At 40.3% G+C, this 26,399-nt stretch carries 18 protein-coding genes; 6 read left to right on the forward strand and 12 right to left on the reverse strand.

The window, feature by feature from the left end; translation table 11 throughout:
• Positions 1-3: 3 nt before the first annotated feature.
• Positions 4-612 carry a hypothetical protein gene (locus AC1DDK_RS22805; RefSeq protein ID WP_172659148.1) on the forward strand — a complete coding sequence of 203 codons (609 nt, stop codon included), beginning with the start codon at positions 4-6 and terminating at the stop codon, positions 610-612.
• Here the strand turns inward: AC1DDK_RS22805 and pdeM are convergent.
• The 9 genes from pdeM to AC1DDK_RS22850 all read right to left on the reverse strand — a co-directional run bounded on the left by pdeM (position 609) and on the right by AC1DDK_RS22850 (position 14,383).
• Positions 609-1,244: a ligase-associated DNA damage response endonuclease PdeM gene (gene pdeM, locus AC1DDK_RS22810; RefSeq protein WP_172659147.1), complete on the reverse strand. Its 636-nt coding sequence runs from the start codon at positions 1,242-1,244 to the stop codon at positions 609-611. The genes AC1DDK_RS22805 and pdeM overlap by 4 nt on opposite strands.
• Positions 1,234-3,771 carry a ligase-associated DNA damage response DEXH box helicase gene (locus AC1DDK_RS22815; protein WP_337718151.1) on the reverse strand — a complete coding sequence of 846 codons (2,538 nt, stop codon included), beginning with the start codon at positions 3,769-3,771 and terminating at the stop codon, positions 1,234-1,236. Before AC1DDK_RS22815 ends, pdeM begins: the two co-directional genes overlap by 11 nt.
• A complete protein-coding gene (locus AC1DDK_RS22820) occupies positions 3,768-5,360 on the reverse strand; it encodes an ATP-dependent DNA ligase (RefSeq protein WP_172659145.1) in 1,593 nt (530 codons plus the stop codon). The genes AC1DDK_RS22815 and AC1DDK_RS22820 overlap by 4 nt, the downstream gene beginning before the upstream one ends.
• Complete coding sequence (locus AC1DDK_RS22825) at positions 5,357-6,400, reverse strand: ligase-associated DNA damage response exonuclease (protein WP_477634084.1); 1,044 nt, start codon at positions 6,398-6,400, stop codon at positions 5,357-5,359. The genes AC1DDK_RS22820 and AC1DDK_RS22825 overlap by 4 nt, the downstream gene beginning before the upstream one ends.
• A 302-nt stretch (positions 6,401-6,702) precedes the next feature.
• Positions 6,703-7,656, reverse strand: a complete 954-nt coding sequence (locus AC1DDK_RS22830; protein ID WP_216854298.1) for a helix-turn-helix domain-containing protein — start codon at positions 7,654-7,656, stop codon at positions 6,703-6,705.
• 22 nt (positions 7,657-7,678) lie between these two features.
• Positions 7,679-8,782, reverse strand: a complete 1,104-nt coding sequence (locus AC1DDK_RS22835; RefSeq protein ID WP_288883948.1) for an efflux RND transporter periplasmic adaptor subunit — start codon at positions 8,780-8,782, stop codon at positions 7,679-7,681.
• A 27-nt stretch (positions 8,783-8,809) separates the two neighbouring features.
• Positions 8,810-12,088: an efflux RND transporter permease subunit gene (locus AC1DDK_RS22840; RefSeq protein ID WP_172659143.1), complete on the reverse strand. Its 3,279-nt coding sequence runs from the start codon at positions 12,086-12,088 to the stop codon at positions 8,810-8,812.
• A gap of 12 nt (positions 12,089-12,100) precedes the next feature.
• On the reverse strand, positions 12,101-13,495 hold the full coding sequence (locus AC1DDK_RS22845; protein ID WP_337718155.1) for a TolC family protein: 1,395 nt from the start codon (positions 13,493-13,495) through the stop codon (positions 12,101-12,103).
• A 174-nt stretch (positions 13,496-13,669) separates the two neighbouring features.
• Entirely contained in the window at positions 13,670-14,383 is a 714-nt protein-coding gene (locus AC1DDK_RS22850; protein ID WP_337718157.1) for a hypothetical protein, read from the reverse strand.
• 137 nt (positions 14,384-14,520) lie between these two features.
• Here AC1DDK_RS22850 and AC1DDK_RS22855 point away from each other — a divergent pair, with 137 nt between their 5' ends.
• Positions 14,521-15,543, forward strand: a complete 1,023-nt coding sequence (locus AC1DDK_RS22855) for an LLM class flavin-dependent oxidoreductase (protein ID WP_172659140.1) — start codon at positions 14,521-14,523, stop codon at positions 15,541-15,543.
• 105 nt (positions 15,544-15,648) lie between these two features.
• Here the strand turns inward: AC1DDK_RS22855 and AC1DDK_RS22860 are convergent, their stop codons facing one another.
• Both AC1DDK_RS22860 and AC1DDK_RS22865 read right to left on the reverse strand, forming a co-directional pair.
• Positions 15,649-17,760 carry a catalase gene (locus AC1DDK_RS22860; RefSeq protein ID WP_337718158.1) on the reverse strand — a complete coding sequence of 704 codons (2,112 nt, stop codon included), beginning with the start codon at positions 17,758-17,760 and terminating at the stop codon, positions 15,649-15,651.
• 4 nt (positions 17,761-17,764) lie between these two features.
• A complete protein-coding gene (locus AC1DDK_RS22865) occupies positions 17,765-18,259 on the reverse strand; it encodes an ankyrin repeat domain-containing protein (RefSeq protein ID WP_172659138.1) in 495 nt (164 codons plus the stop codon).
• 271 nt (positions 18,260-18,530) lie between these two features.
• On the opposite strand from AC1DDK_RS22865, the gene AC1DDK_RS22870 reads away from it, so the two are divergent.
• From AC1DDK_RS22870 to AC1DDK_RS22885, 4 genes are all read left to right on the forward strand, one after another.
• Positions 18,531-21,023, forward strand: coding sequence for a ThuA domain-containing protein (locus AC1DDK_RS22870; protein ID WP_477634085.1), 2,493 nt, complete (start codon positions 18,531-18,533; stop codon positions 21,021-21,023).
• Between the two features lie 60 nt (positions 21,024-21,083).
• Positions 21,084-23,414 (forward strand): TonB-dependent receptor, encoded by a 2,331-nt coding sequence (locus AC1DDK_RS22875; RefSeq protein WP_337718162.1) that lies wholly within the window; start codon positions 21,084-21,086, stop codon positions 23,412-23,414.
• 4 nt (positions 23,415-23,418) lie between these two features.
• Positions 23,419-24,213, forward strand: coding sequence for a DUF4249 domain-containing protein (locus AC1DDK_RS22880; protein ID WP_172659135.1), 795 nt, complete (start codon positions 23,419-23,421; stop codon positions 24,211-24,213).
• Between the two features lie 76 nt (positions 24,214-24,289).
• On the forward strand, positions 24,290-25,456 hold the full coding sequence (locus AC1DDK_RS22885; protein WP_172659134.1) for a GAF domain-containing sensor histidine kinase: 1,167 nt from the start codon (positions 24,290-24,292) through the stop codon (positions 25,454-25,456).
• Here AC1DDK_RS22885 and AC1DDK_RS22890 read toward each other — a convergent pair.
• Positions 25,453-26,319 carry an aldose 1-epimerase family protein gene (locus tag AC1DDK_RS22890; protein WP_288883940.1) on the reverse strand — a complete coding sequence of 289 codons (867 nt, stop codon included), beginning with the start codon at positions 26,317-26,319 and terminating at the stop codon, positions 25,453-25,455. The genes AC1DDK_RS22885 and AC1DDK_RS22890 overlap by 4 nt on opposite strands.
• Positions 26,320-26,399: the final 80 nt, after the last annotated feature.

Genomic DNA, 26,399 nt, shown 5'->3' on the forward strand with positions numbered 1-26,399 from the left:
GTAATGAACATTAAACCGATTTTAGAGAACATAGTAAGCGATAATGTTTTACATGCCAAGTGGTTAAATACCTTGTCGTATATGGAAAATGCAGGTGCAAAGAAAATCTCTGCATCGGAGCATAAAGAAAAGGTGAACCTTATAATTCTTAAACATGCAGCAGAGGAACATCGTCATGCTTATTATTTAAAAAAGCAACTGGACAAACTGGATGGCGATCTTTGCAAAACCTATACCAGCGATGAGCTATTGGCTCCTAACGATACCAAATTTTATTTAAATGCTTTGGATGTAGCGGTATGCCGTTATTTGAAACAGCATTTTAATTTAAGCGGATATGAACTAAAGTTTGCAGCTTATCTTTTTGTAACCTATGCAATTGAGGTACGTGCAGATGAGCTATACCCTGTTTATCAGGATGTTTTAACTGCCGCAGGCAGCAAGGTAACCGTTAAATCGATCATTCTTGAAGAAGAAGGTCACCTGGAAGAAATGTTGAACCAACTTAGAAGCTTTGATGCGGACTGGGAAAAACATGCTGAACTGGTTATAAAAATTGAGCAGGATATGTTCAATTCCTGGATGCAAAATTTGAATAAACAAATTGCCTAAACCCTTACAACCTTAGCAGGTGTGATGGCATAAAAGCAATCGCCCTGCTCTGCATCTAATATTTTTAGTCCTGTAAAAACACTAAAAGCTGGTAATATGGCGCAATGTTTTCCAAAGTAAAAGCAAGGGAACTTCAATTGCTGCTTAGCCCTTCCATAAATAACTACACCTGGATGTATATGACCCGTGATGTTATAATATTCATCAACCTCTCCAGGTTTATCATGTATAAATCTAAAAGGTGCCAGCAGTAACTCTTTTTGATGGACTTCAATTCCTAAAGCCTCATAATCTTCATTCTTTAAATTGTCGTGATTTCCTTTTATCAAAATAACTTTAAGGTTGGCATAGCCATTTCGCCAGTGCATAAAAGCATTGGCGTCGCTGTTAATGTTATTGTGGAACATGTCGCCGGTAACCAGCAGATTTTCAGGGTTAAATTCCGACATCAAAGTGGTCAGTCTTTGTAAGTCGGTATGGTTTATTGCATCAGGAACTTGTATGCCTGATTTTCTAAAATGAGCAGACTTGCCAATATGAAGATCACTAATGATAAGCATTTTTCTGGCTGGCCAGTATATAGCTCTCTCATTGCTTAATATCAGTTGCTCGCCTTTACAATCAATGGTCATTTTTTTGCTTTTTTCTTTTTACCTGTACTCGTTTTTCCGATTCTGAAGTCATCCTTTCAATCCGCTGACTAAGTTCTTCACTGCTCATATTATCTCTTAAACTGTCTACTTTTATGGGGAAACAGAGTGGGGTATAACTGTCCGTTTTTATAATAATAACCTTACTGGCTTGTACGCGGTGTAGGGCTGCGGCTAATCTAGGCTCTTCAATCTGTTGATAAAATGCTTCATCGTATGACTGACGCAATAATAAGTTATGTTTATCATAATCGCTAAAAACATTAAAAAATAGGGAAGCGGATGATTGTAAGTGCTTGTTCGCAACATATTTCCCGGGATATCCCTGAAATACAAGTCCCGAAATGCAGGCAATGTCTCTGAACTTACGTCGGGCCATTTCTGTTGCATTTATACTAGCCACAATATCGTCGGTAAGGTTTACAGGGCTAAATAGGTCTTTTATAGAATTTTCGTCTAGAGGGATAGGCTGCTCACTGAGCAACTCAAAGCCATAATCGTTCATAGCAATAGAGAAGCTTATTGGTTGCACGCGTCCAAGTCTGTAGGCTATTAATGCAGCCATGATCTCATGTACCTGTCTGCCTTCAAAGGGATAAGCAAAGAAATGGTAACCATCCTTGGTATTGATCAGTTCAATTAAAAACTCGTCGCTTTTAGGAACATGAGAAACCTTGGCCTGACGCTCAAATAAGGGCAGTATGAAATCGAGTTCTTCATCTCCGTGCTGCTTATCGAGTGTTTCATTGTATTTCTTTCTAAGTACGCTACCAAGATTTGCGGTTAGCGACATACGGCCTCCCATCCAACTTGGGCTAATGGCTTGTTTAAGTTTACTTTTTCTAACCAATACCATCATCTCCTTAACCATTATAAATTCAAGTACCCTGCCGGCAAGGGTAAAGCTACTTCCTGGTTTCATCCGTGATATGAATGATTCTTCAATCATACCAACATAGCCACCGGTTAGGTATTTTACTTTAAGCATGGCATCACTAACTATTGTTCCTATGTGTAATCTGTGGCGCATTGCAATTTGTCTGCTTTCCACTTTCCAAAGCCCATCTGTGCTTTTTGTCACTTTGCTGAACTCATTATAAGCTGTTAAGCTATCCCCGCCCGTGGTAATAAATTGCATGATCCAGCTCCATTCCTGAGGCAGCAGTTCCCTGAAAGCATGGGTTTGCTTAATCTCAAAAAAGATCTTTTCATCATCAAAGCCATCGCCAACGGCTAAAGTAACCAGGTACTGGATCAATGTATCAAATGACATTACAATAGGCTCTCTGCTTTCGATATCTTGTATTCTTGCCGCTTCTTTTATTGCTGCAGCCTCCACAAGTTCTAGCGCGTGAGTAGGCAGAAAATAAATCTTAGAAGTTTCGTTAGGGGAGTGCCCACTGCGCCCGGCGCGTTGTAGAAACCTGGCAACACCTTTTGGAGAGCCAATCTGAACTACGGTATCAACGGGTTTAAAATCCACACCTAAATCTAAAGATGACGTGCATACAACAGCCTTAAGCACTCCTGAATGTAATGCGTCTTCAATCCAGTTCCTCAATTCATAATCTATAGAACCATGATGGATAGCGAGTAAGCCGGCAAGGTTTTCGTCCTGGGCAAGCAAGGTCTGGTACCAGAGTTCGGCCTGCCCCCGGGTATTGGTAAATATTAAAGTGGTTTTACTTTTATTAATAATAGGGATGAGTTTATTAGCCAACTTATGTCCTAAATGACCAGCCCAGGGCAACATATCTACATGATCTGGTAATATTGATTTGATAACGATCTTCTTTTTAATGTCGGATTTTATTATGGTTTTAAGCAAATCGGTGTAAGGTACAAGTACGTCCATCGCCTGCTCCATATTGCCAATGGTTGCCGAGATTCCCCATATCCTTACAAGTCTTTCTGGGTGTTGCGCTGTAAGCAACCCTTTTATTCTTGAAATCGCCAATTCCGCCATCACACCACGTTTGCTACCCAGCAGTTCATGCCATTCATCAGCAACTATACATTGTAATTGATCAAAGTAATTGAAAGTACTTTTTTGGGCAAGCAGCAGGTGCATACTTTCAGGTGTGATGATGAGCACCTCTGGCATTTGTTTTTTCTGTTTTAGCTTTTCGCTTTGTGGGGTGTCTCCATTTCTTACACCCACCATCCAGTCCAGTTGCAACTCATCACAAACCTCGCGCATAGCGCGGGCCAGGTCTTTAGCTAAGGATCGAAGAGGTGTTATCCAGATTAATTTTAGTCCGGTCGTGTTTTTCCTAGTTTTAATTTTAAGTGCTGTGGTTTTCAGTTCAGCTCTTTTATTCAGCTCATCAATTACTACAGCTAAAAATATAGAATAGGTTTTGCCAAAGCCGGTAGGAGCGTTCACCAGGCCGCTATAGCCTTCAGCATAATATTGCCATGCTTCAGTTTGAAACTTAAAAGGTCTTTTTTTGCTAAGTTTTAGCCAACTTATAACCTGCTTATACCCCTTGCTATTTTCCAGTTTCATAATGTAGATTGTAATAATTGCCTAAGGTCGTCAAGCGTATTGATTTCATCGGCTTTCTTATCTTTTCTCCAGCGGGCAATTCGGGGAAACCTTAATGCCAGCCCTGCCTTGTGCCTTTTACTTTCGGCTATCCCTTCAAAGGCTATTTCGAATACCAGTTCTGGCTTTACTGTGCGTACGGGGCCGAATTTCTCTACAGCATTTTTCTTTACAAAACGATCTACTTCTTTAATTTCAGCATCCGTTAACCCGGAATAAGCCTTAGCAACAGTGATTAGTTGATCCCCATCGCGCACAGCAAAGGTATAATCGGTATAGAAGTTGGCCCTGCGACCACTTCCTTTTTGCGCATAGATCATTACCGTATCAACAGTATAAGGGTTTATTTTCCATTTCCACCAATCTCCGCGCTTTCTTCCTGAATGGTATAATGAATCTAGTTTTTTGAGCATAATACCTTCACTGTTCAGTTCTCTTGCACCTTCTCTAAGTTTTGCAAGAGATGTCCAGTCGCTAAAAATAACTATGGGAGAGAGCGCAACGATATCCTGAGTCTGTAGTTGCTGAATTGTTTGCTCAAGTAATTGTCTACGGGTGGCCAAAGGGTCTTCTCTTAAATCCCTTCCTTTATGCTCAAGAAGGTCGTAGGTGTAAAAACCTACTGGCGCATCATTGAGCTGTGCTTTATTAATGGTTTTTCGGTTTAATCTCTGTTGCAGTATGCTAAATGCCTGCACTTTACCTTCCTTAACCGAAAGTATCTCTCCATCCAGTACGGTGCCATCTGGCAATTCATTCGCAAGGAAGTGTAGTTCGGGAAATTGATCTGTTACCAGTTCTTCGCCGCGCGACCAAATGAACAATTCTCCATTACGCTTAATAATTTGTCCGCGAATACCATCCCATTTCCATTCAGCCTGCCATTCTTTTGGCTCACCCAAGCTTGCAGGCTCAGATTCAAGAGCATAAGCCAGGCAAAAAGGATATGGCCAGGAGTTGTCGGTATTTACATGGACACCTGCAATAAGATCATTATAGGTAATGTCTGAAGGTTCCCATTTGCCCATAATACTGTGCATGATTTTGCTGCTCTCGATTGTACTTTGTTTTGCAAGCGCATTTACAAGCATTTTGTTGGAAACACCGATTCTGAAATTTCCCGAAATGAGCTTGTTAAATATAAAGCGTTCCCTTGTTTCCAAACTATTCCAGGCGTTAACAATAAAGGCCTTTTTATGTGTGTCGTCTTGCCCGTTTAATAAAGCCAGATCCTTTATCCATTCGTGTAATTTACGATCTGAAATCTGAACAGGAGGGGGGAGTATAAGGGCTATGGTTTCACTTAAGTCGCCCACATTATGATAGCTTTCTGTAAATAACCATTCGGGGATTTCGCTGAGCTCTACAGCCCACAATTTAATTAGAGCAGTACTTACAGGGCGTTTGGGGCGCTTGCCTGTAAACATGGCTATTACATAAGGTTTATCCAAATCATCAGCTTCATTGAAATAATCAACAAGGGCCGCAATTTTATCATTTGTTTTGTTACTTGTTTCAAGCTGTTGTATAAGTTCTGCAAAGCGTTTCACGATTTTTCCTCCTCTTCTTCCTCATTCCCATATTGCGTTTTCACTTCTTCAGATTCAATGCCTATTTCATTTAAGTATTTGGAAAAGGTTGCTGTAAAGCCATGCGTTATATACACTCTCTCTGCCTCCGTAGCTTTTATTGCCGACAATAGACCGGGCCAATCGGCATGATCACTTAATGCGAAGCCAGCATCGGCACTTTGCCATCTTCTGCCAGCCCTTACCTGCATCCAGCCAGAGCATACCGCGGTAGCCGGACTGGTTAAAGTTTTAATCCACCGGCCATCAGAAAGTGCCGGCGGCACAATGACAATCCCTTTTTGCAGTTCTTCTTTCCTAGTTTCCGGGGTGATCCTGATGGTTTCTGGTAAATTTACCCCGGAGTGTAGAAACCCTTCATTTAAATTTGCAATGGAGCTATGAACATATATATCACCATAACCCTCCAGGCCTTTCATAAGTCTTTGTGCTTTGCCCAGGCTGTAAGCGGTAAGTACTGAGGTTTTGTTCTTATCCCGATTGCCAGATATCCAATCTTTTATCTGTGCAAACACTTCTTGCTGTGGTTGCCATTTATAGATAGGCAGTCCGAAAGTACTTTCAGAAACGAAAGTGTGGCACTTTACAGGCTCAAATTGGGTGGTTATTCCATCGTATTCTACTTTATAGTCGCCAGATATTACACAGATCTCGCCTTTATATTCGAGTCTTATCTGTGCAGAGCCYATAACGTGGCCTGCAGGGACAAGACTTAGCTTAACACCATTTATGGTAATCTTTTTGTGATAGGGTAAGGTCTGTATGTTTAGATCTGGGCCTAACCGGTGATTAAGAATTGATTTTGTAAGCTCATGACATAAATAGGCTTTATTGCCCGATTTTACGTGATCTGAATGTCCATGAGTGGTCACCGCGTAGTTAACTGGTTTCCAAGGGTCAATATAAAAATCACCTTGTGCACAATAAATGCCCTTGCTCGTAAATTTGATTAACGCCATGTGGTAATAAACAAAATCAAGATAGGTAAAGTTTTGGCGCATTTTAAGTGCGTGCTGATTATGCACTGCGGGCACGCTGGAAGCAGACTTACCTCAGTCTGCTATCAGCAGAAAGTTTGTGATTGCCCGGCCCATCCAGGCCAGGCATCACATCAAAATAGACCCATATACCTGCGTATACGGGGGACCTTTAATGCTGTTTTATATCTTTTATAAATGTAATAGCTGGTTTCATGCAATAAAATGTATTCTAAAGTACAAATACAACGGACATTGCAAGTGAATAATAGACGAACTCAGGGATTGCGTCGACGATTTTGCTTTTACAGGCGATGGGCATGGTATTAGGAAGGAACTCGCTCCCGTCTAAAAAAGCGTGGTGTGCATTGCATCTGTCTTTTAAAGAATATATTAAAATTGGCAGGGTACTCAAAACCAAGGCAGTATGCAATTTGGCCAACATTCCATTCGGTATGACTTAGCAGTGCCACAGCTTCGGTGGCTATTCTTTTCAAGATGTGTTCCGATGTGGTTCGGCCGGTTACCTCTTTTACAGCATGATTGAGGTGATTTACATGCACAGCGAGTCGTTCGGCGAAATCGTGGGGTGTTCGTAATTCAAGTATATGATCAGTGGAGCCTATCGGAAATTGCCTTTCAAGCAGTTCTATAAACATAGATGTTAATCTTACAGCTGCGTTATTTTCCCTAACATAAGTGTCCGGTGGTTGAACCTTTAATGCCTCATGAACAATTAATTGAATGTAATTGCGGAGCATGTCATATTTATGAACATACATACTTTCCATCTCAGCCATCATCTTGGCAAATAGCTCCATGAAAATCTTTTCCTGATGTTGATTAATAGAAATGATAGGACAACCTTGAAGTTTCCATAACAATGACTCTCTGAGACTTTCATTTCTGTTATGTATAAAATTCTCGGTAAACAGGCAAAAAAATCCAGCCTGCGTTTCTGAGGTTGCTTCCCAGGCATAGGGAATATTGGGGTTGGTAAAAAGCAGGCCTCGTTCTTTTACAATAATTCGCTGATTTGGATAATGGAGTATTCCAGATCCAAGGATCAGGGAAATTTTATAATAATCCCTACGATTATATGGAGATGGTTGCGCCGAACAGTGCGTAGATCTTTTGAATACTCCAAAGTGGCCGACATTTGTAACCGTTTCAACACTGGGGATGGTAACATCAGGATGTCGTATCTTTAGACGTTCATAAAAATCCTGAAGGCTTTCAATTTTATTCACAACATAAAGTTCTTCATTTTTATTCAGCATTGGCTATAACCTCCGTGTAAAATTATGGTTGTATGACTTGACCAGTCTGCATTTCTTCTGAAGGATTTGTTACCAATTCATCGTCTGCTTTAAGATCTCCGAAAATCTCTATTCTATCATCTGCTTCCCTGCCTTTTTTTACTTCGATTTTTTCTATCTTATTGTTGTTGTTTTTTAGCACAAAGATACCTTCAGCTGTTTCCAGTATTGTTTTTTTAGGAACCACAAATGTGCTTGCATTGGCGGGAAGTGGAATGTGAACTTCAGCCACCATGCCTGGCAATAGTCTTTTTGAAGTGTTTGGAACATCCATTTCTATTTTTTCGGAACGAAGACGTAGATCTAAAGCACCGGATAAGCGTTTCACTTTGGCGGTAAAAACCTGATCTGGCATTGACTTTACTGTAAAGCTAATTTGATCACCTTGCTTTAAATACCCAGTATATACTTCAGGAATAGAAATGGCTAAACGGAGATTTTTCTGTTCCTGAAGGGTAAGTAATGGAAACTCTGACCCTTTGCCAGACGGACCCACATAAGCACCTAAATTCACATTTCTGGCAGTAATAATACCGCTGAATGGTGCGCGGATTTCCAGATAATCTCTAATCGCGGCCACCTCTTTATATGCAGCTTTAGTTGCTTCAAATTGTGCCTGGTCGGAATTTCTACGGGCTATGGCCTGATCCAGGTCATTTTTGGAAATGGTACCGGGGGTTTTACTAGTCTCATACAAACGCTCGTAATTCGCTTTGCTTGCGGTGTATAAAGCTTCCTGAGATTTGAGTCGCGATTGTGCGGCAGCCAACTGAGAATTGGTTTCTGGTGCTTCCAGGGTCATTAGTAATTGACCTTTACTTACCTGTGAGCCGATATCTACTTTTAATGTTTTAATAAAGCTGCTTATCTTCGCATACAAGTCAACCTGCTGGTAAGCACTTAGCTCTCCCGGCAGCTGCAGTGTGGTGGCCAGCTTATCTTTTTTAAGTTTAAAAGTAACAATAGTAACTGCCTTCTCTTTTTTGTCTGCTTCTTTTTCTGCTTTGGCCGTACATCCGTTCATTATAGCCAATATGGCAATTCCTCCTGCCAGGGCTACTGTGTTTAGAAATAGGTTTGTTTTCATTTGTAAGTTATTTTAAATGCCTTTATGTTATTCTGCTAATCCTTTGATGTAATGTTTACTTTCTTTATCCTCCGGATCAAGTGATATAGATTGTGTGGTTTCCTTGCCTTGTACCCATGCAAATACTAATGGTAAAATTATCAAAACCGCAATAGTTGAAGCGATCAAACCTCCAATTACTGCTCTGCCAAGCGGTGAAACCTGGTCTCCTCCTTCGCCATGGCCAATGGCCATCGGAAGCATTCCGGCAACCATCGCCACACTGGTCATAATGATGGGCCTGATCCTTAGCGCTGCAGCTTCTCTTGCCGCGCTTGCTGCATTCCCGCTATGTTTACGTAAATGCTCAGCGTTTGTTATCAGAAGTACAGCATTAGCGATAGATACCCCAACAGACATAATGATGCCCATATAAGATTGAAGATTTAAAGTAGAACCGGTTATACTTAACAACAGCAACGCTCCGAGTATAACAGCAGGTACCGCAGTTAAAATCACCAATGGTACTTTAAAAGACTGGAAATTTGCCGAGAGCATCAGGAATATAACCACAATGGCAACAAGAAGTCCGGATTGTAAACTGCTTAAGGTCTCTCCCAGCACATTGATCATACCTACTGGTTTTACAATCAAACCTCTCGGCAGTTCACCCAAATCTTTAATCGCTTTGTCTACATCTTTACTTGCGGAGCCCAGATCCATTTTGTTCAGGTTTGCCGTAACTGATAGGTAGGGCATAGCGCCAACATTGTCATTTTCACCATAAGTGGTATCTGTAGTAATAGTGGCTACATCACTTAGTATAGGTCTGATGCTATTTCTAAGCAAGGGGATTTCGCCGATATTCTCTTTGGTGTTCATCTGATTAAAGGGAACCTGTACCTGAACATTATAGGTTAAACCAATTTTCTCATCTACCCAGACATTTTTATCTGTATAACGAGAGGAAGAGGTAGAGGCTATTAACGATCGGGACACATCGCTCATGTCTACACCCAGTTGAGCAGCTTTAATCCTGTCAATATTTACGTTTAACGCAGGGTATTTGATAGACTGTGCAATTTGCACGTCACGCAAATAAGGAATCTGTTTCAGTTCAGCGAGTACCTTTCTGGCGTAAGTTTCATTTATCTTTTTATTCTTACCCGCTATGCGCACTTCAACAGGAGTGGGAGAGCCCTGGCTTAACACCTTGTCGGTTAATTCTATTGGCTCAAAAGATAAACTGATATCCGGTTCAAGTCTTTTTACATTTTTCCTTAATTCATCTTTAAATTCTTCCATATCCGCATGATAATCTTTCAGTCCAATCTGAAAGACGGCTTCATGTGGCCCTGCCATGAATAAATAAATCGGGTTTACAGAGAATAAAGATGGATGCTGTCCTACATATACTGAACTAATGGATAAATGGTCCTCTCCAACCATTCTTTTGATTTCCTTAAGGATCACCTGTACTTTTGCTTCTGTACGTTCCAATCTGGTTCCTTCGGGAGCTTTCATCCTTAACTGAAACTGACTGGAATTTACTTTAGGCAGTACGTCTCTTCCAATATTTGTGAGTAACAAGGCTGCGGCTACAATAACGACCAGCAAATAAACCAATACTACAGGTTTACGATAAGCCATAAGTCGATCCAGAAAGCGCATAAATCGATTCCTGAATCTGTCAAAGAGGGAAATCTTGCCATCGTTACTGAAGTCTTCACGTTCTACAAGGATTTTCTTTTGATTTAGCGTATCTTTTTCTGATTCCAGTCCTAGTCCTGTTTCGTTAAAAACTGCCTCATCATCTGTAATCCTTTTACTATGCTTTGGTGTTTTTTTAGGGTGTGCTACCATTAACCAATTGGCCATGATAGGTACGAAGGTTTGTGATAAAAAGAAGGAAACAATCATAGAGAAGCCAATTGCAAGTGCCAATGGCAAGAATAGTGCTCCGGGAATGCCTGTCATGGTAAAGGCGGGTGCAAATACAGCAAGGATACACAATAGGATCAGCAATTTTGGGAAGGCGATTTCCTTACAGGCATCCCAAATGGCCAGGGCCTTGGGTTTACCCATATCAAAATGCTGGTGTATATTTTCTATCGTTACTGTTGATTCGTCGACCAGGATACCAATGGCTAATGCTAAGCCACTTAAAGACATGATATTGATGGTTTGATCGAATAACTTCAGAAACAAAACCCCCGCAATGATAGAAGTTGGTATGGTTAGAATTACAATCAATGCCGCCCTTTTGTCACCTAAAAATAGTAATACCATTAGTCCGGTAAGAATAGCGCCGATTGCGCCCTCGCTGATCAGACTTTTTACTGCATTGATCACATATACCGATTGGTCAAATTCGTAGGACAGTTTTACATCCTCAGGCAGCGTGTTCTGAATCTGAGGTAAATTCTTTTTTAAGTTACTAACCACATCCCATGTAGAGGCGTCACCTGATTTGGCAATGCTCAGGTATACCGAACGCTTACCATTAATTAAGGCGTAGCCAGCTGTCGCATCTGCTCCATCCTTAACTACAGCAACATCTCGCAGGTAAAGGTTTTGTACGCCCCCCTTAAATAATGGAATATTTTCAAAATCTTTAACATTTTTGATTGTATAATTGGTTGGAGTCAGGTAATTCTTATCTCCTATACGAACATTACCCGGAGGCGCTGTTTGGTTATTTACTTTGATGGCTTCAACTACCTGGTCTACGGTTAAATTATGTGAACGCATTAATACCGGATCCACATTTATTTCAATTGTTCGTGGACTTCCACCAAAAGGCGCAGGTGCTAACAAGCCTGGGATAGAAGTAAATGAAGCACGAACATAGGTGTTGGCAATATCCTGCAATTCGTTGTTTGTTCTTATAGGACTGCTTAGTACAAGCTGACCTATTGGAAGAGATGAAGCATCAAAACGGATAATGAAGGGAGGCTGTGACCCCGGAGGAAAAATGGCCTGGGCACGATTGGATAGGGCACTGAGCTCGGAAGCTGCCTGAGCCATATTGGTTCCTTCGTAGTAAGTGAGCTTCATTAGCATCAGACCCTGAATATTTTTGGTTTCAATGGTTTTAATGCCATTGGCAAACAATAAGATGTTAACGTATTGCTTGCCAAAGTAAGCTTCCATCTGGGTAGGGGTGTAACCGCCGAAAGGGTGGGCGATATAGATCACCGGCAGGTTCATTTTAGGTAAAATATCTACCTTAATGGTGTTTACTGCACTAATGCCAAAAAAGAATAGCCCGGCAACCAATACTAATATTGAGATAGGTTTTCTAAGCGCAAAGCGGATTAAATTCATGAATATTGCTAATTAAAATTCGTTGATGAAAAGGTCAAAATCTCCAAGTGCAGCCGATTTTAGCAATAATGCCTGCCACACATTGTTGTAGGCAATATCTCTGTCAGTTTCTGCGCGGTTAAGGGTATACAATGCCTGGGTAAGGTCTACTATTGTAGTTAATCCATTTTTATATAAAGTACTTTTCTGAAGATAGGCGTCAGATGCCGCTTTAACCTGTATCGGTGCTTCATTGTAATTGTCAATGGCATTTTTGAGTTTGGCGTTAGCTAATGATAATTGAGCTTGTAATTGCTGGCCCACAAGTTCATATTCGTCTTGTAGCCCTTTACTTTGGAACTGTTGCGCCCGTACCTGAGGGCTGGTACGCAGTATGCTTGTTAAATTCCAAACTACCCCGACACCCAAAAGATAGTTTCCTCTGGTTGGGTTTATCCCATCAAAATAACTTCGGGTAAAGGCTGTCTGGTTTTGAGCGTATGCGGAGCTAAATCCGGATCCTCTTCCCTGCATTACGCCAAAAAGAGAAAAGGTAGGATAGTAGGATTTTCGGAAAAGGTTTACCTGCTCATTGCTCACATCGACCCTGTTTTTGTAGAATCGCATCAGCGGATGATTTTTTTCATTCAATAAGCTATCTGCATACATCTGTTGAGGAATTCTTGAAATAGAGGCCGTATCCAGTTCCATTTCTGTTGAGGTTACACCCATCAGTATACCTAAACGATTGGCTTGTTCCTGTTCCAGGTCTCTTGCCTTAGTCAGCGAGATTTTTGCGCTTGAAACTTCTGCTTTGGCAAGTGATGAATCTACGCCGGCAATTAGCCCGTTGTGTGCCCTGATCACTGCTGTATTTTTGAAGGTGATTGCTCTTTCGAGATTGTTCTCCTGGGATTTAGCTAATCGTTGGGCGGCCAGCAGATTCAGGTAGGCTGCGGAGACTTTGATTTGCTGTTGAAACTTTTCCTGCGCCAGGTCGTTCTGATCTCTTTGCAAGATCGTATTGGCTACTTTAACCCTTTCTTTGATCCTGCCAAAGGTGAAAAAATCCCAATTGATATTGGCAAGGTACAAGCCCCCGAAAGCGGAATTCCAGTTTTGCTTTTCAAATGCTGGTCCGCTTGACGCTATACCTAATCCGCCCAGGCCATAAGAAGGGCCATTTTGTCCGTTAATGGTACCATAGTCTTGCTGGGCCGATAAGCTTAAGTTTGGAAGGAAATCAGTTTTAGCTTGCCTTACGGAAGCTTGTGAGGCGTTAACATAATTCTGTTTAGCTTTAATGGTTCCATAATTGGTTAAAGCAGTATTTACAGCATCCTTAAGTTTTAGTGTTTGCGCTGATGATGTTTTGGTATCAATAATTATAAAGCTGAAAAATAGAAAGTAAGGTAGGACTTTAGTCATAGTGTATTTATTACACGACAAATTTATTTTTCTACCCCGAGCTCAAAGTATGCGCGTCAAACGATTTATTATGAAATTCAAATAATTGCCCCTTTTTTAAATTAATGACTTTACCATTACATTGAGTATCTGGTTGGATAAGGCAAAGTTTGAGGCAAACAATCCATAGAAGATTTAATCATCATATACTATTCTTGCTGAATCAAATCTGCGGTCGTAATTGAATACATCATAGATTAAACGGGCAAGTAGGATTTTGATTTCCAAAGCGTCTTTAAACTTATCAAAATGATATTGATATATCCATTGTTCGTCTTTGAGAATAAATCCGAGAGGTTTAATTTCTTTGCCATCTCCAAATATCCACCCATGATGATCATAGTAAGGGTCTTCATCGTAAAGCAATGTAATTTCAATGGTGTGATCTTTTAATGTAAATCTGGCGTATATATCCGGCCTGGATTTAAAATACAATTTGAAATTGCTCACTACCCCTTTAACCAAACGAAAAAGCGCGTCATCGATCTCCTGACTATCGTATGTCTGACTAACAGGCGCACGCTGCCATTCAAGGATTTTATTTTCTCCTTCCTGCAGGCGTTCTGCAAAAAAATCTGTTCCCAAGTGATCAAAGTATTTTTTATATTCTTCGCGGGTTAACATCTTAGTCATGTTTCTCGCTTTAGTTTTTTCTTCCGAAATAAGCCTGTAAAACGGATGCTGTATGTCCTTAAGGATATCGAGTGTTTTATTGATTTTTCTTAAGGCTTTGTTATGATAATGTGCATAGATATAGTCACCTTCTTCAACATACTCCGAAATCTGTTTTTCAAGTTCTACTTTCTCGATTTCATAAGCTTCAATTAATTCTTCAAGATCTGATTTCATACAAGGTCAGTTTTAAGATAAATATAGTTTTAAACAAGTTATAAAAGGAAGATTTATTCATCGTTATGACTATGTGGTGACCTGTGCGCGACTGACCTATCCTTATATTTGATATTTGGTTTTAACTCATCTAATCAATGAAGAAAATAGGATTTTTATCATTCGGACATTGGTCTGACCATCCCTCGTATCAAACTCGCAACGCTGGCGACACATTGCTTCAATCCATAGACCTTGCTGTTGCTGCGGAAGAAATAGGTTTGGACGGAGCCTATTTTAGGGTACACCATTTCGCACGGCAGCTGGCATCACCATTTCCGCTGCTTTCAGCTATTGGAGCGAAAACCAAGAAGATAGAAATTGGGACGGGCGTGATCGATATGCGCTATGAAAACCCGCTGTATATGGTAGAAGATGCCGGTGCTGCGGACCTGATTTCGGGTGGTCGCTTGCAACTTGGTATTAGTAGGGGTTCGCCCGAGCAGGTCATCGAAGGCTGGCGTTACTTCGGTTATCAACCTGAACAGGGAGAAACCGATGCAGATATGGGTCGTAAAAAAGCACTGGAGTTTTTGGATCGCTTAAAGGGTGACGGATTTGCCCAGCCAAATCCCAATCCTATGTTCCCGAACCCGCCGGGTCTGCTACGCCTGGAGCCACATTCCGACGGATTGCGGGACCGTATCTGGTGGGGAGCTGCCTCCAACGCAACCGCAGTTTGGGCTGCAGAGAATGGCATGTACCTGCAAAGCTCAACGCTGAAGTTTGATGAAAATGGTAAACCTTTCCACATCCAGCAGGCGGAACAGATCAGGCTGTATAAGGAAGCGTGGAACAAAGCCGGGCATCAGCGCGAGCCAAGGGTTTCAGTAAGCCGTTCGATCTTTGCGCTGGTAAACGATCAGGACAGGTATTATTTCGGACAGCAGGGAAAAGGATCAGATAGCTTTGGCTATATTGAAGCTGATAAACGGGCGATCTTTGGTAGGAGCTATGCAGCCGAACCTGATCAGCTCATCAAAGAGCTTGCTGCAGACGAAGCTATACAAGAAGCGGATACGCTGCTACTAACCATACCGAACACATTGGGCGTTGATTACAATATCCATGTGCTAGCTGCTATCCTGGAGCATGTTGCCCCAGCATTGGGTTGGCGATGAAACGTCATCTCGAATGAAGAGAGAGATCACTTGCTTAGGTATAGTTTGCTTCGCAACTACTTCATGGTCAAGAGATCTCTCTCTTCATTCGAAATGACGGGGATATTAAGCCGGAATTTTATCTTTTTTCTCTCGTATCCAGAAGCGATGCTGCGCAATCGCCTTAATAAAAGCTTCCGGTTTAAGATCTGTCAACAAGCCTGCTTTCGCATCGGCATCACCACTTTTCAATTTTGCTCCAACATAACTTTGGTTAATCAGTTCAATACCTTTGCCAGTTGCTGCAATGGCTTTGCAATGTTTATAGGCTTCATTTATAAAGTGAATAGCATCCGGTTCAGATAGTAGGGCTTTAATGCTTTTTTCTCCGCCTGGTACATATATTGCATCAAACACCACAGAAGTTCCCGTTAAGAAGCTCATGTCAATTTTGATTTCCTTACTAGCAGAGTCTTTAAGTGTACCATTTTTAGGTGCAACAACTTTAACAACTGCGCCTGCAGCAAGAAGTGCTTTTTTCATATTTCCAAAATCTGATGCATCAACACCATCAGCAGCCAGAAAAGCAATTTGTCTGGTCTTAATGCTGTCTTTTGAAGCATTTGCCATACTTAAGGCCGAAGATTTTTCAACTTCTGATTTTACTTTGATCGGTTTATAATCTGCCGGATTGGCATCAGCTCCAAGAATATGGTTAATCGGTTCTATCGGTTTCCCTGCTTTTAAACCTAAACTCTCTGCAACCGCATTTGCAAGAGGTATGCTTACCTGCGTTAAAAGATTCACCATACGCTGGCGGATTTCTACGCTTTCAACTTTGCCCAGTTCAAATTTAAATGCATCGGCAATGTGGTTTTGCTCTGGTTCCGACTGACTGTTATAGAACAAAGTTGCCTGGCTAAAGAAATCCATAAAGCTTTTACTCCTTGCTCTTACTTTATGTGCATCAATACGTTCTTCATAGGATGAAAATCCTCCCTCAGCTATTTTCGCCTGTGCAGGGCTACCATCGGCAATGGAATTTGGATGATAACTGCTCTTGCCTACGTTAATTTGCTGACGCATATGTCCATCTCGCTGATTGTTGTGTACCGTATTGACAGAACGGTTAATTGGGATTTCGTGGAAATTAGGACTTCCTAAACGGGATAATTGCGTATCCGTGTATGAGAATAAACGGCCCTGCAATAAAGGGTCATTAGTGAAATCTATGCCTGGAACCAGGTGACCGGGGTGGAAGGCAACCTGTTCAACCTCGGCAAAGAAATTATCAGGATTGCGATCTAATACCATTTTCCCAATCCTTTGTACAGGAACCAGCTCTTCAGGAATTAGTTTGGTTGGATCCAGCAAATCAAAACCAAACTTATGCTCATCTTCTTGCGGTATAATCTGAACGCCAAATTCCCATTCGGGAAAAGCGCCGCTTTCAATGGCATCGTGTAAATCCCGGCGGTGAAAATCAGGATCTTTACCAGATATTTTTAAAGCCTCATCCCAGGCAACTGAATGTACGCCCAGAAGGGGCTTCCAATGAAATTTTACAAAAAAAGATTTTCCTTTGGCATTAATAAAACGAAAAGTATGCACACCAAAGCCCTCTATCATCCGCAGACTCCTGGGGATTGCCCGGTCTGACATGGCCCACATAATCGTATGCATAGATTCAGGAGTTAGCGAAATAAAATCCCAAAAAGAATCGTGGGCGCTAGCCGCCTGAGGTATTTCATTATCAGGTTCAGGTTTAACCGAATGGATCAGATCAGGAAATTTTATTGCATCCTGGATAAAGAACACCGGGACATTGTTGCCAACCAAATCATAGTTACCTTCCTCTGTGTAAAACTTAACGGAGAATCCACGAATATCCCTTGCCAAATCAGTAGAGCCTCTAAATCCTGCAACGGTAGAAAACCGTACAAATACGGGCGTTTTAACCGATGGATCCTGTAGAAAGCCCGCCTTTGTGTATTCAGCCATAGATTTATAAACCTGGAAATAGCCATGCGCTCCGGAACCGCGAGCGTGTACTATCCTTTCTGGAATTCGCTCATGATCAAAATGTGTAATTTTCTCCCTCAGGATAAAATCTTCAAGTAATGATGGTCCGCGTGCTCCAGCTTTCAAAGAATTTGTGTCATCGTTGATTTTAAGACCTTGGTTGGTCGTCATGAACTCACCCTGATCAGAAGTGGTATCCAGTTTTTTCTTTTTCATACTCTTATTTGTTTATAGATAGATGTTGTTTTAAAAGCAGGAGTCCTTGTTCATTGCCTTGTTGTAAAGCAATTTCTAACGCATCCATGCCACGATTATCAGTAATCGTTATATCTGCACCATGTTTCAATAGTAATTGAGTTAGTTCATTGCGCCCAAACATAATGGCAAACATCAGGGCCGTTCCTCCATTCCCGTTCAGTGCATCGAGATTGATATGGGGATGACTGAGTAGAAGCTCGGCTATATCTGCATAGCCTTTAAAACATACACCCATTAATGCTGTATTACCACCTGTATCTTTGCCATTAACATCTGCTCCTGACTGTAATAGCAATTGGGCTGCAGCAAGTTGATGATTATAAGAAGCGATAATCAAGGGTGTATAACCCTTATCATCACGAACTTCAAGGTCGGTTTTTTGATCTATTATTTCTTGTAATAGTGGCAAATCGCCAGTTCTTGAAGCGTGAATTAAGGCTGATGTGATAGGATCCATGCTAGCATAACAACATCAATGGAGAATTGTTTAGTAGATAGGAGGCTGAGAACAGGATTGTGTTTAGATATAGTCGTAGACCAGTTCAAGTGAAGATTGTGGCAAAGCATTGCCCCTACAATAATACTACAGCCGTCTGTTAAGGTGTTGTTTTTTAGTTTGTTATCTTGGTTGGTAGCTGCCACGCTCTATTAAAGGGAGAAAATTATGCTATTTTTGAGAATGCCATGAAGCAATTTTGCCGATGCATTTAAAACCTCTTCTCTAAAAAATGATAAAACGCTTGAAATTTGTTTGCGCAAGTTTAATATTGCTTTTTGCATCTGCTTTTGCCATAAAGGCCCAACCCGTAATTCATGTTAATCAGGTCGCCTTTGATTTATCAGGGCCAAAGCAAGCCATTGTTGGTTTAGAGAGTGGCTTTTCAGAATTAAAAAAGTTCTCATTAATTAATGCTTCTGATCAAAAGATAAGTTTTAGTGCTACTCTTAAAGCTGCAGGATCTGTTGAGGAATGGTTTCCGAATCGTCAATTTTATACTGCGGATTTTTCCTCATTTAATAAACCCGGAAAATATAAGATCGATGTATTATTTAAAGGAAAGCATTATACATCGGCCAGTTTTGATATTGCCGCACAGGCACTTGCGGTTAATACCTTACCCAGCATTCTTAACTATTATAAAAAGCAACGCGCCAATACTCCTCAGGAAATAGAGGCCGATAAAAAGATGTTGCTTTATGGCAGTGAGAAGAGGGTAGATGTGCATGGAGGCTGGGGTGATGCGTCTGGAGATATCAGTAAATATTTTTCTCATTTGGCATACGCGAATTTTATGTTGCCACAGCAAATCCCTTTGGTTACCTGGTCGATGATTAATGCTACCGAGAAAATCCCGGCATTGCTGGATAGACTGAAACTCAAAGAGGACCTGAAAACAGAAGCCTTATGGGGTGCCGACTATTTGATGCGTTCTTTATCTGAGGAGGGGTACTTTTACATGACTGTATTTAGCTACTTTAAGCCAGATGCAAGTGCCCGAAGAATTGTAGGACTGGAGGCAAACAGTGTTACTACGGCAGATTATCAATGCGCATTTAGAGAAGGAGGGGGCATGGCAATTGCTTCGTTAGCCCGCATTTCTAGATGGAGCAAGAATGGTGATTATCAAGCTAAAGAATACCTGAAAGCTGCAGAAATTGCATATGCACATTTGACGGTAAATAATTTGAAATATGCTGATGATGGGAAAGAGAACATCATTGATGATTATTGCGCATTAATGGCCGCTACGGAATTGTGGGTAGCTACAGATAGTTCCTATTACAGAGACGAGGCGCGTAAAAGAGCTTCAAATTTAAGTTCCAGAATAACCGATAAGGGATATTTTATCGCAGATGATAAAGATAGACCATTTTGGCATGCTGCCGATGCGGGATTGCCGGTAGTTGCTTTGGTCCGTTATCTTGATATGGAAAAAGAAGAGGGGTACAGAACACAAACCCTCGCTGTAATTAAGAAAGCTATTGATGGCAATTTAAAGATTGCCAAAYCTGTTAATAATCCGTTTGGATATGCACGTCAGTATTTTAAACTTAACGGCAAAGTGCGGGAAGGGTTTTTTATACCTCATGAAAATGAAACAGGCTGGTGGTGGCAGGGAGAAAATGCAAGACTGGGTTCTTTAGCCACTGCGTCATTGCTAGGTGGCCGACTCATTTACCCCGAAAAAAGTGGCTGGGGAGTAAGAAAGGATATTGAACTTTATGCTGAGCAGCAACTTTCATGGATTTTGGGCAGCAACCCTTATTCAATGTGTTTTATGTATGGCTTTGGCGAAAAAAATGTACCCTATATGGCTGCCTTGTTTGGGCACGGATCTCAAAAAGGAGGGATTTCTAATGGTATCACCGGAAAAGATGGAAATGCTGATGGCAGTGGTATAGATTTTAAAGCAGAAGCCGGCGGAAATGAATGGCGCTGGACAGAACAATGGATACCTCATGCAGCATGGTTTTTACAGGCATTAACCGCAATAGAAGCCGTAAAAGAGCCTGAAATTGAACAGCCGCTGTTTAGGGTTTTGGCGTTGGCCGAAAATGGAGGGCATCATATTGCTTTTACTAAAGCAGTACGCCCATGGCTAGATGAATTTTCAAAAAAGAATCATTTTGTAATTGATTATGTTGACAATACTGATAAAATTGATGATGCTTTTTTAAAAAAATATAAGCTGGTTATTCAACTGGATTACCCTCCTTATGCCTGGAAACCCAAAGCCGTTAAGGCCTTTGAAGATTACATCAATAATGGGAAAGGTGGATGGTTGGGATTTCATCATGCCACTTTACTCGGTGAGTTCGATGGGTATCCAATGTGGAACTGGTTTTCCGATTTCATGGGAACCATAAGGTTCCAGAACTATATCGCTGACTTTGCTTCGGCCAATGTGAGGATAGAGGAAAAAACACATCCTGTGATGAAAGGAGTAACCCCATTATTTAAAGTGGATAAAGAAGAATGGTATACTTATAATAAAAGCCCAAGGTCAAATGTACATGTATTGGCCAATGTAGATGAAGCCAGTTATCAGCCAGATTCCAAAATAAAAATGGGCGACCACCCCGTGGTATGGGTAAACACAAAAGTTAAGGCAAGGAATGTTTATATTTTTATGGGGCACTCGCCAGACTTGCTTCTAAACAATAATTGGAAGAGAATGGTAAATAATGCGATATTATGGACTGCAGGCCAAGGTAATTAGTGCAATAGTAGTGATGGAATAGATTATCTTTTCTATTTTTACGAAAGACTAAGTATTTATATGCCAATAACAAAGAGATTTGTACCACTACTTTTATTATTTATATGTTGTTGTCAATTTGCTTTTTCTCAAAATAAATTTACGATTAGCGGTATAGTTACCGATTCCGGAACCGGTGAAACATTAATAGGTGCCAGTGTTAAGCTTACCGGTTCAACAACCATTGGTGCTGGAACTAATGCATATGGATTTTATTCTTTGAGTGCAACAGAAGGGATTTATGAGCTTTCAATAAGTTTTATTGGTTATAAAACGGTTAAACAATCAATTACAATTTCACGGAACGTCAGGCAGAACTTTGTTCTTTCAGAAGATAATCAGTTAAACGAGGTGGTTATTTCCGCCGAAAAGAAAAATGATAATGTGAGCAGTCCGCAAATGGGCCTTCAGAGAATCAATATCAGAGAAATTAACAATGTGCCTGTTTTGCTTGGAGAACGTGATGTGCTTAAAACGTTGCAATTGCTGCCCGGAATTAAATCGGCAGGAGAGGGCAATAGTGGATTCTATGTTAGGGGTGGATCTACCGATCAGAATTTAATATTACTGGATGAAGCCCCGGTATATAATGCTTCGCACTTGCTTGGATTCTTTTCGACTTTCAATTCTGATGCGATTAAAGATGTAAGTGTTTATAAGGGAGGAATGCCTGCACAATATGGCGGCAGATTGGCTTCTGTACTGGATATTAAGATGAATGATGGAAATCGTAAGGATTATACGGCAGAGGGTGGTATAGGTTTGATCTCATCTAGGTTAAAGGTAGAAGGACCAATTGTTAAGGATAAAGGTTCATTTATGATTAGTGCCCGCAGAACCTACCTCGATGCTTTTTTAGCCTTGTCGCCAGATAGTTCGATAAACGGCAATACGCTTTATTTTTATGATGTAAATGCCAAAGCAAATTACCAGTTAAATGAGAAGAACACCTTGTACTTGTCGGGTTATTTTGGACGCGATAAACTTGGAATATCAGAGGCTTTTGGTTTTAATTGGGGTAATGCTACGTTTACCCTGCGCTGGAACCACCTGTATAGCGACAGATTGTTTTCAAATACTTCCCTGATTTATAGCAACTATAACTATGTAATTCAGAATTTTATGGAAGACAATGATTTTCAAGTGAACTCTTCTATTAAAGATTTTAATTTAAAACAAGACTTTGAATACAGTTTAAGTAGTAGTCACAGTTTAAAGTTTGGTGTAAATGCCATTCATCATACCATTGCACCGGGCAAACTTACTGCAAGCGAGTCGTCGAGTGTAAATGCAACCACCTACGAAAACCGCAAAGGACTGGAGCTTGCTGCCTACTTATCGGATGAATGGGCTGTTAACGAAAAGATGAACCTGGCTTACGGACTTAGGTTAAGCGGGTTCTCTTTATTAGGGGCAGGTAACTTTAAAACATATGATGCAGATGGAAATACCACCAGTACAACATCATATAAAGCGGGCGAGGTGGTAGAAAATTATTTTAATCTGGAACCAAGAATTTCTGCTAGCTATCAGTTAACACCCTCAAGCTCTTTAAAAACCGCATATACCAGGAATATTCAAAATATCCATCTGATGTCTAATTCAACATCAACATCTCCAACTGATCTTTATATCATGAACAGCAACAATGTTAAACCAGAAATTGCGGATCAGATTGCTGCAGGTTATTTCAGAAACTTTAGCGACAATAATTATGAGTTTTCAGCGGAGTTGTACTATAAATGGATGCAAAATCAGATAGAATATAGAAGTGGAACTGATCTTAGAGGGAATGGAAATGTTGAGGCTGACTTACTTTTTGGTGATGGCAGGGCTTATGGTATTGAACTTTTTTTAAAGAAAAGATTTGGCAAGTTTAATGGATGGATTGGTTATACCTGGTCCAGAACACAACGCCAATTTGATGCAATAAATGATGGGAAATGGTTTTATGCGAAACAAGACAGGACGCACGATTTATCACTTGTTGGGATTTATAAGGCCGGATCCAGGTGGACCTTTTCTTCGGTTTTTGTTTACAATACAGGCAATGCAGTTACTTATCCAAGTGGTAAATATCAAATAAATGGCCGTACAGCATTTTATTACACAGAAAAAAATGGCTACCGTACGCCCGCGTATCATCGTTTAGATCTTTCTGCTACACTTGAAGGAAAACCTGGGAGGAAGCTTCAGTCGAGCTGGTCATTTGGCATTTATAATGTATACAATCGCCATAATGCATTTTCAATTGATTTTAAGGATAATCCTGATGATGTTTCCACAACGCAGGTAGTACGTACAACTTTGTTTGGCATAATTCCGTCGGTAACGTGGAATTTCAAATTTTAATGAGATGAAAAAGAGAGATATACTTGGGGTTTTAGGTGTTTTAGCTGTTTTATTTGTGCTGGCTGGATGCGAAAAAGTGATCAATCTAAAGCTAGACAATGCAGCGCCACAACTGGTGATATACGGAGGGCTTAGCGATAAAGTTGAGAACCATTTGATAATGGTTTCTAAAACATATGATTTTACTGATCCCAACAGATTTAATTCGGTTTCGGGTGCAAAAGTGATCGTGAGAAATGAAGAAGGAACTACTATGGAATATGTTGAGGTATCTAAAGGTGTGTATCAAAGTCCTAAATTTAGAGGGCAGTCGGGTAAGAAGTACACATTAGATGTTACTTACGAAGGTAAAATTTATACAGCCAGCTCTACCATGCCAGTTAAAGTTCCACTTGATTCATTGACTTTTAAGGATTTTAGTTTTTTTGGGGAAAAGAATACTTATGTGGCAGCTAATTATAATGACCCAAAAGATATTCAAAATCAATACCGATATATTTTAACTGTAAAAGGTAAGATAGAGGAGGATGCAGTAAGTGAGGATCGATTTGATGATGGTAATAAAGCCGCAAATGTGATATTTTATGACCTGAATGATCTGGTTCGCGGAGATACCATTGAGGTTGAATTTCAATGCATTGATAGAAATGTTTACAAGTACTTTTATAGCTTAGGGCAAAATTCTGGTGCAGGTGGCCCGCCGGTAGCACCAGCTAATCCGCCTTCTAATTTTAATAACAAAGCCCTGGGAGTCTTTAATGCATACTCGACCAGTAAAAAAACCGTTGTAATTAAATAATATAAACTTTCAGTTTAATCTGGAATTGTATTATATTGCACTGACAGCCAATTTATGAATTCCAATTTAGTCTCAAATGGCCATAGAATTAAGTCAAAGTAAATTCTCAATTGAGGAAGAGCGAATAAAAGCCTTACACCGCTATGAAATTCTGGATACTCCACCTGATGGTTCTTTTGATAAGCTAACAAGATTAGCTGCAAAACTATTTAATGTGCCGGTAGCTATTATTAGTATTGTTGATAAAGATAGAATCTGGTTCAAATCAAAATATGGTATAGATATTAAGGAGGTAAGCCGCGAAGTTGGTCTTTGTGCAAATGCAGTGCTTTCTGAAGGTTTATACACAATAGAAGATACTTCGATGACTCTGGGCAACCTTGACGTGAGGTTTTATGCAGCACTTCCACTAAAAACGACAGATAATTATAACCTTGGTGCTTTTTGCATTATTGATAGTGAACCAAGAAAATTTGGCCCTGAAGAAGAATCAATTTTAAGTGATTTAAGGGATCTTGTTATGGATCAGATTGAGGTTAAGCTTGCATCAAGGCTTGCAGCAATACAACATAATCAAATCTTAAATACTACCGCACATGATTTGAAAAACCCGCTAACTACTATACCTGTGCGGGCAGATCTAATAAAACTAAAAAAGGGTGATCCGGAAATGGTAGACAAGATGTGCGAACAGATAAAAACTGCCAGCTTAAATATGGTTCGTATTATTGATGAATTGCTGCTTTCCGGTACTGCAGAGGCAGGTAAAGTGCAGTTGCTACTGATTAAACTGAATTTATCTTCTCTGGTTAGCAATGTGGTTTCTATGAATCTCCCGCTTGCAGAAAGAAAGGATCAGACCTTAAATTTTATCGCTCAGGACGATGTAATATTGTTAGGCGATGAGGGTAAATTGTCGGAAATACTGGATAATCTGATTAATAATGCAATCAAGTATTCCCCGGCAAATACAAATATAGAAGTGCGTGTTAAGAAATTACCAGATAAGGTTCGTATAGAGGTAAAGGATGAGGGACAGGGGCTTACAGATGATGACAAAAATAGGTTGTATCAACGTTTTACCAGGTTAAGTGCACAACCTACGGGTGGCGAAAACTCAACTGGTTTAGGCCTTTCTATAGTAAGAGTATTGGTTGAGGCGCACGGAGGCAGCATCTGGGCCGAAAGTGATGGCCATGATAAAGGCTCTACATTTATAGTTGAATTGCCCTTACAGGATTAAAAACACACAATAGACCAGCTGCGTTCCCAGTTCCCTTTTGGAGGCAGTGCTATAATTCCTTCTTTATCTTTAAGGTTCTGATTGTGGTTTATTCCATCGGCAATACCACACCACGGCTCCAGGCACACAAAATCTGCATCTTTAGCCGCCCAGATCCCAAAAAACGGAAAATCCTTAAAGGTAAAATGTAAACCATGTGAGTCTTTATGGTTCTTAATTGATATACAGTCACTTTTAAGTGTTTTAAATACCAGCGCATCCTTATAAAAAAGCTGATGAGTAAGGGGTAAGGAGTGATCCTGCAGATGTATTATTTCGGTTTCTTCATCAATCAGATCACTATTGATTTTGTAATAAACAAGATTTTCGTCCTTATTGAATTCTAAAAAATAATCATCGTAGCTTATATGCTCATTGGTTGGTATGGCAAAGGCCGGATGTCCGCCAACTGAAAAAAGAAGTTCTTTATTCCCTGGATTTAAAACAATATAAGTGCAGGATAAACTTGCATCAGTAATTTTATAGTGCAGCTTTAGTTTAAAATCGAAGGGATAAACCTTTAGAGTTTCTTCGTTTTGGATAAGCGTAAATACAACTTCTGTGTTACTGATCTGTTCAGCTTCAAATTGATTGTCTCTTGCAAAACCATGTCGTGGTAGTGTATATTCTTTACCCTCAAATAGGTAAGTGTTATTTTTAATGGCGCCTACTATTGGAAAAAGTATAGGACTAAACTTACCCCAATAATCCGGATTACCATCCCATAAGTAGTTCCTGCCTGTTTCTTTGCTCGTTAGCTTTTGTAGTTCTGCACCTTTAGTTGTTAAAGATGCTTTTATATGTTCGTTTTCTAAAAAAATCATATATGCTTTTATAGCTACTAAAGTAAATAAACTTGGATAATAGTTTGTTAGTAAAAAGTTATATTTGTTTAAKAACAAGC

Source organism: Pedobacter sp. 05T44 (genome assembly GCF_056395985.1).

Bases quoted from the DNA above. Each gene is read 5' to 3' on its own strand.
- AC1DDK_RS22830 (WP_216854298.1), bottom strand. From the start codon at position 7,656: ATGCTGAATAAAAATGAAGAACTTTATGTTGTGAATAAAATTGAAAGC.
- AC1DDK_RS22865 (WP_172659138.1), bottom strand. From the start codon at position 18,259: ATGGATCCTATCACATCAGCCTTAATTCACGCTTCAAGAACTGGCGAT.
- AC1DDK_RS22860 (WP_337718158.1), bottom strand. From the start codon at position 17,760: ATGAAAAAGAAAAAACTGGATACCACTTCTGATCAGGGTGAGTTCATG.
- AC1DDK_RS22805 (WP_172659148.1), top strand. From the start codon at position 4: ATGAACATTAAACCGATTTTAGAGAACATAGTAAGCGATAATGTTTTA.
- AC1DDK_RS22880 (WP_172659135.1), top strand. From the start codon at position 23,419: ATGAAAAAGAGAGATATACTTGGGGTTTTAGGTGTTTTAGCTGTTTTA.
- pdeM (WP_172659147.1), bottom strand. From the start codon at position 1,244: ATGACCATTGATTGTAAAGGCGAGCAACTGATATTAAGCAATGAGAGA.
- AC1DDK_RS22845 (WP_337718155.1), bottom strand. From the start codon at position 13,495: ATGACTAAAGTCCTACCTTACTTTCTATTTTTCAGCTTTATAATTATT.
- AC1DDK_RS22835 (WP_288883948.1), bottom strand. From the start codon at position 8,782: ATGAAAACAAACCTATTTCTAAACACAGTAGCCCTGGCAGGAGGAATT.
- AC1DDK_RS22875 (WP_337718162.1), top strand. From the start codon at position 21,084: ATGCCAATAACAAAGAGATTTGTACCACTACTTTTATTATTTATATGT.
- AC1DDK_RS22850 (WP_337718157.1), bottom strand. From the start codon at position 14,383: ATGAAATCAGATCTTGAAGAATTAATTGAAGCTTATGAAATCGAGAAA.
- AC1DDK_RS22885 (WP_172659134.1), top strand. From the start codon at position 24,290: ATGGCCATAGAATTAAGTCAAAGTAAATTCTCAATTGAGGAAGAGCGA.
- AC1DDK_RS22855 (WP_172659140.1), top strand. From the start codon at position 14,521: ATGAAGAAAATAGGATTTTTATCATTCGGACATTGGTCTGACCATCCC.
- AC1DDK_RS22890 (WP_288883940.1), bottom strand. From the start codon at position 26,319: ATGATTTTTTTAGAAAACGAACATATAAAAGCATCTTTAACAACTAAA.
- AC1DDK_RS22840 (WP_172659143.1), bottom strand. From the start codon at position 12,088: ATGAATTTAATCCGCTTTGCGCTTAGAAAACCTATCTCAATATTAGTA.
- AC1DDK_RS22815 (WP_337718151.1), bottom strand. From the start codon at position 3,771: ATGAAACTGGAAAATAGCAAGGGGTATAAGCAGGTTATAAGTTGGCTA.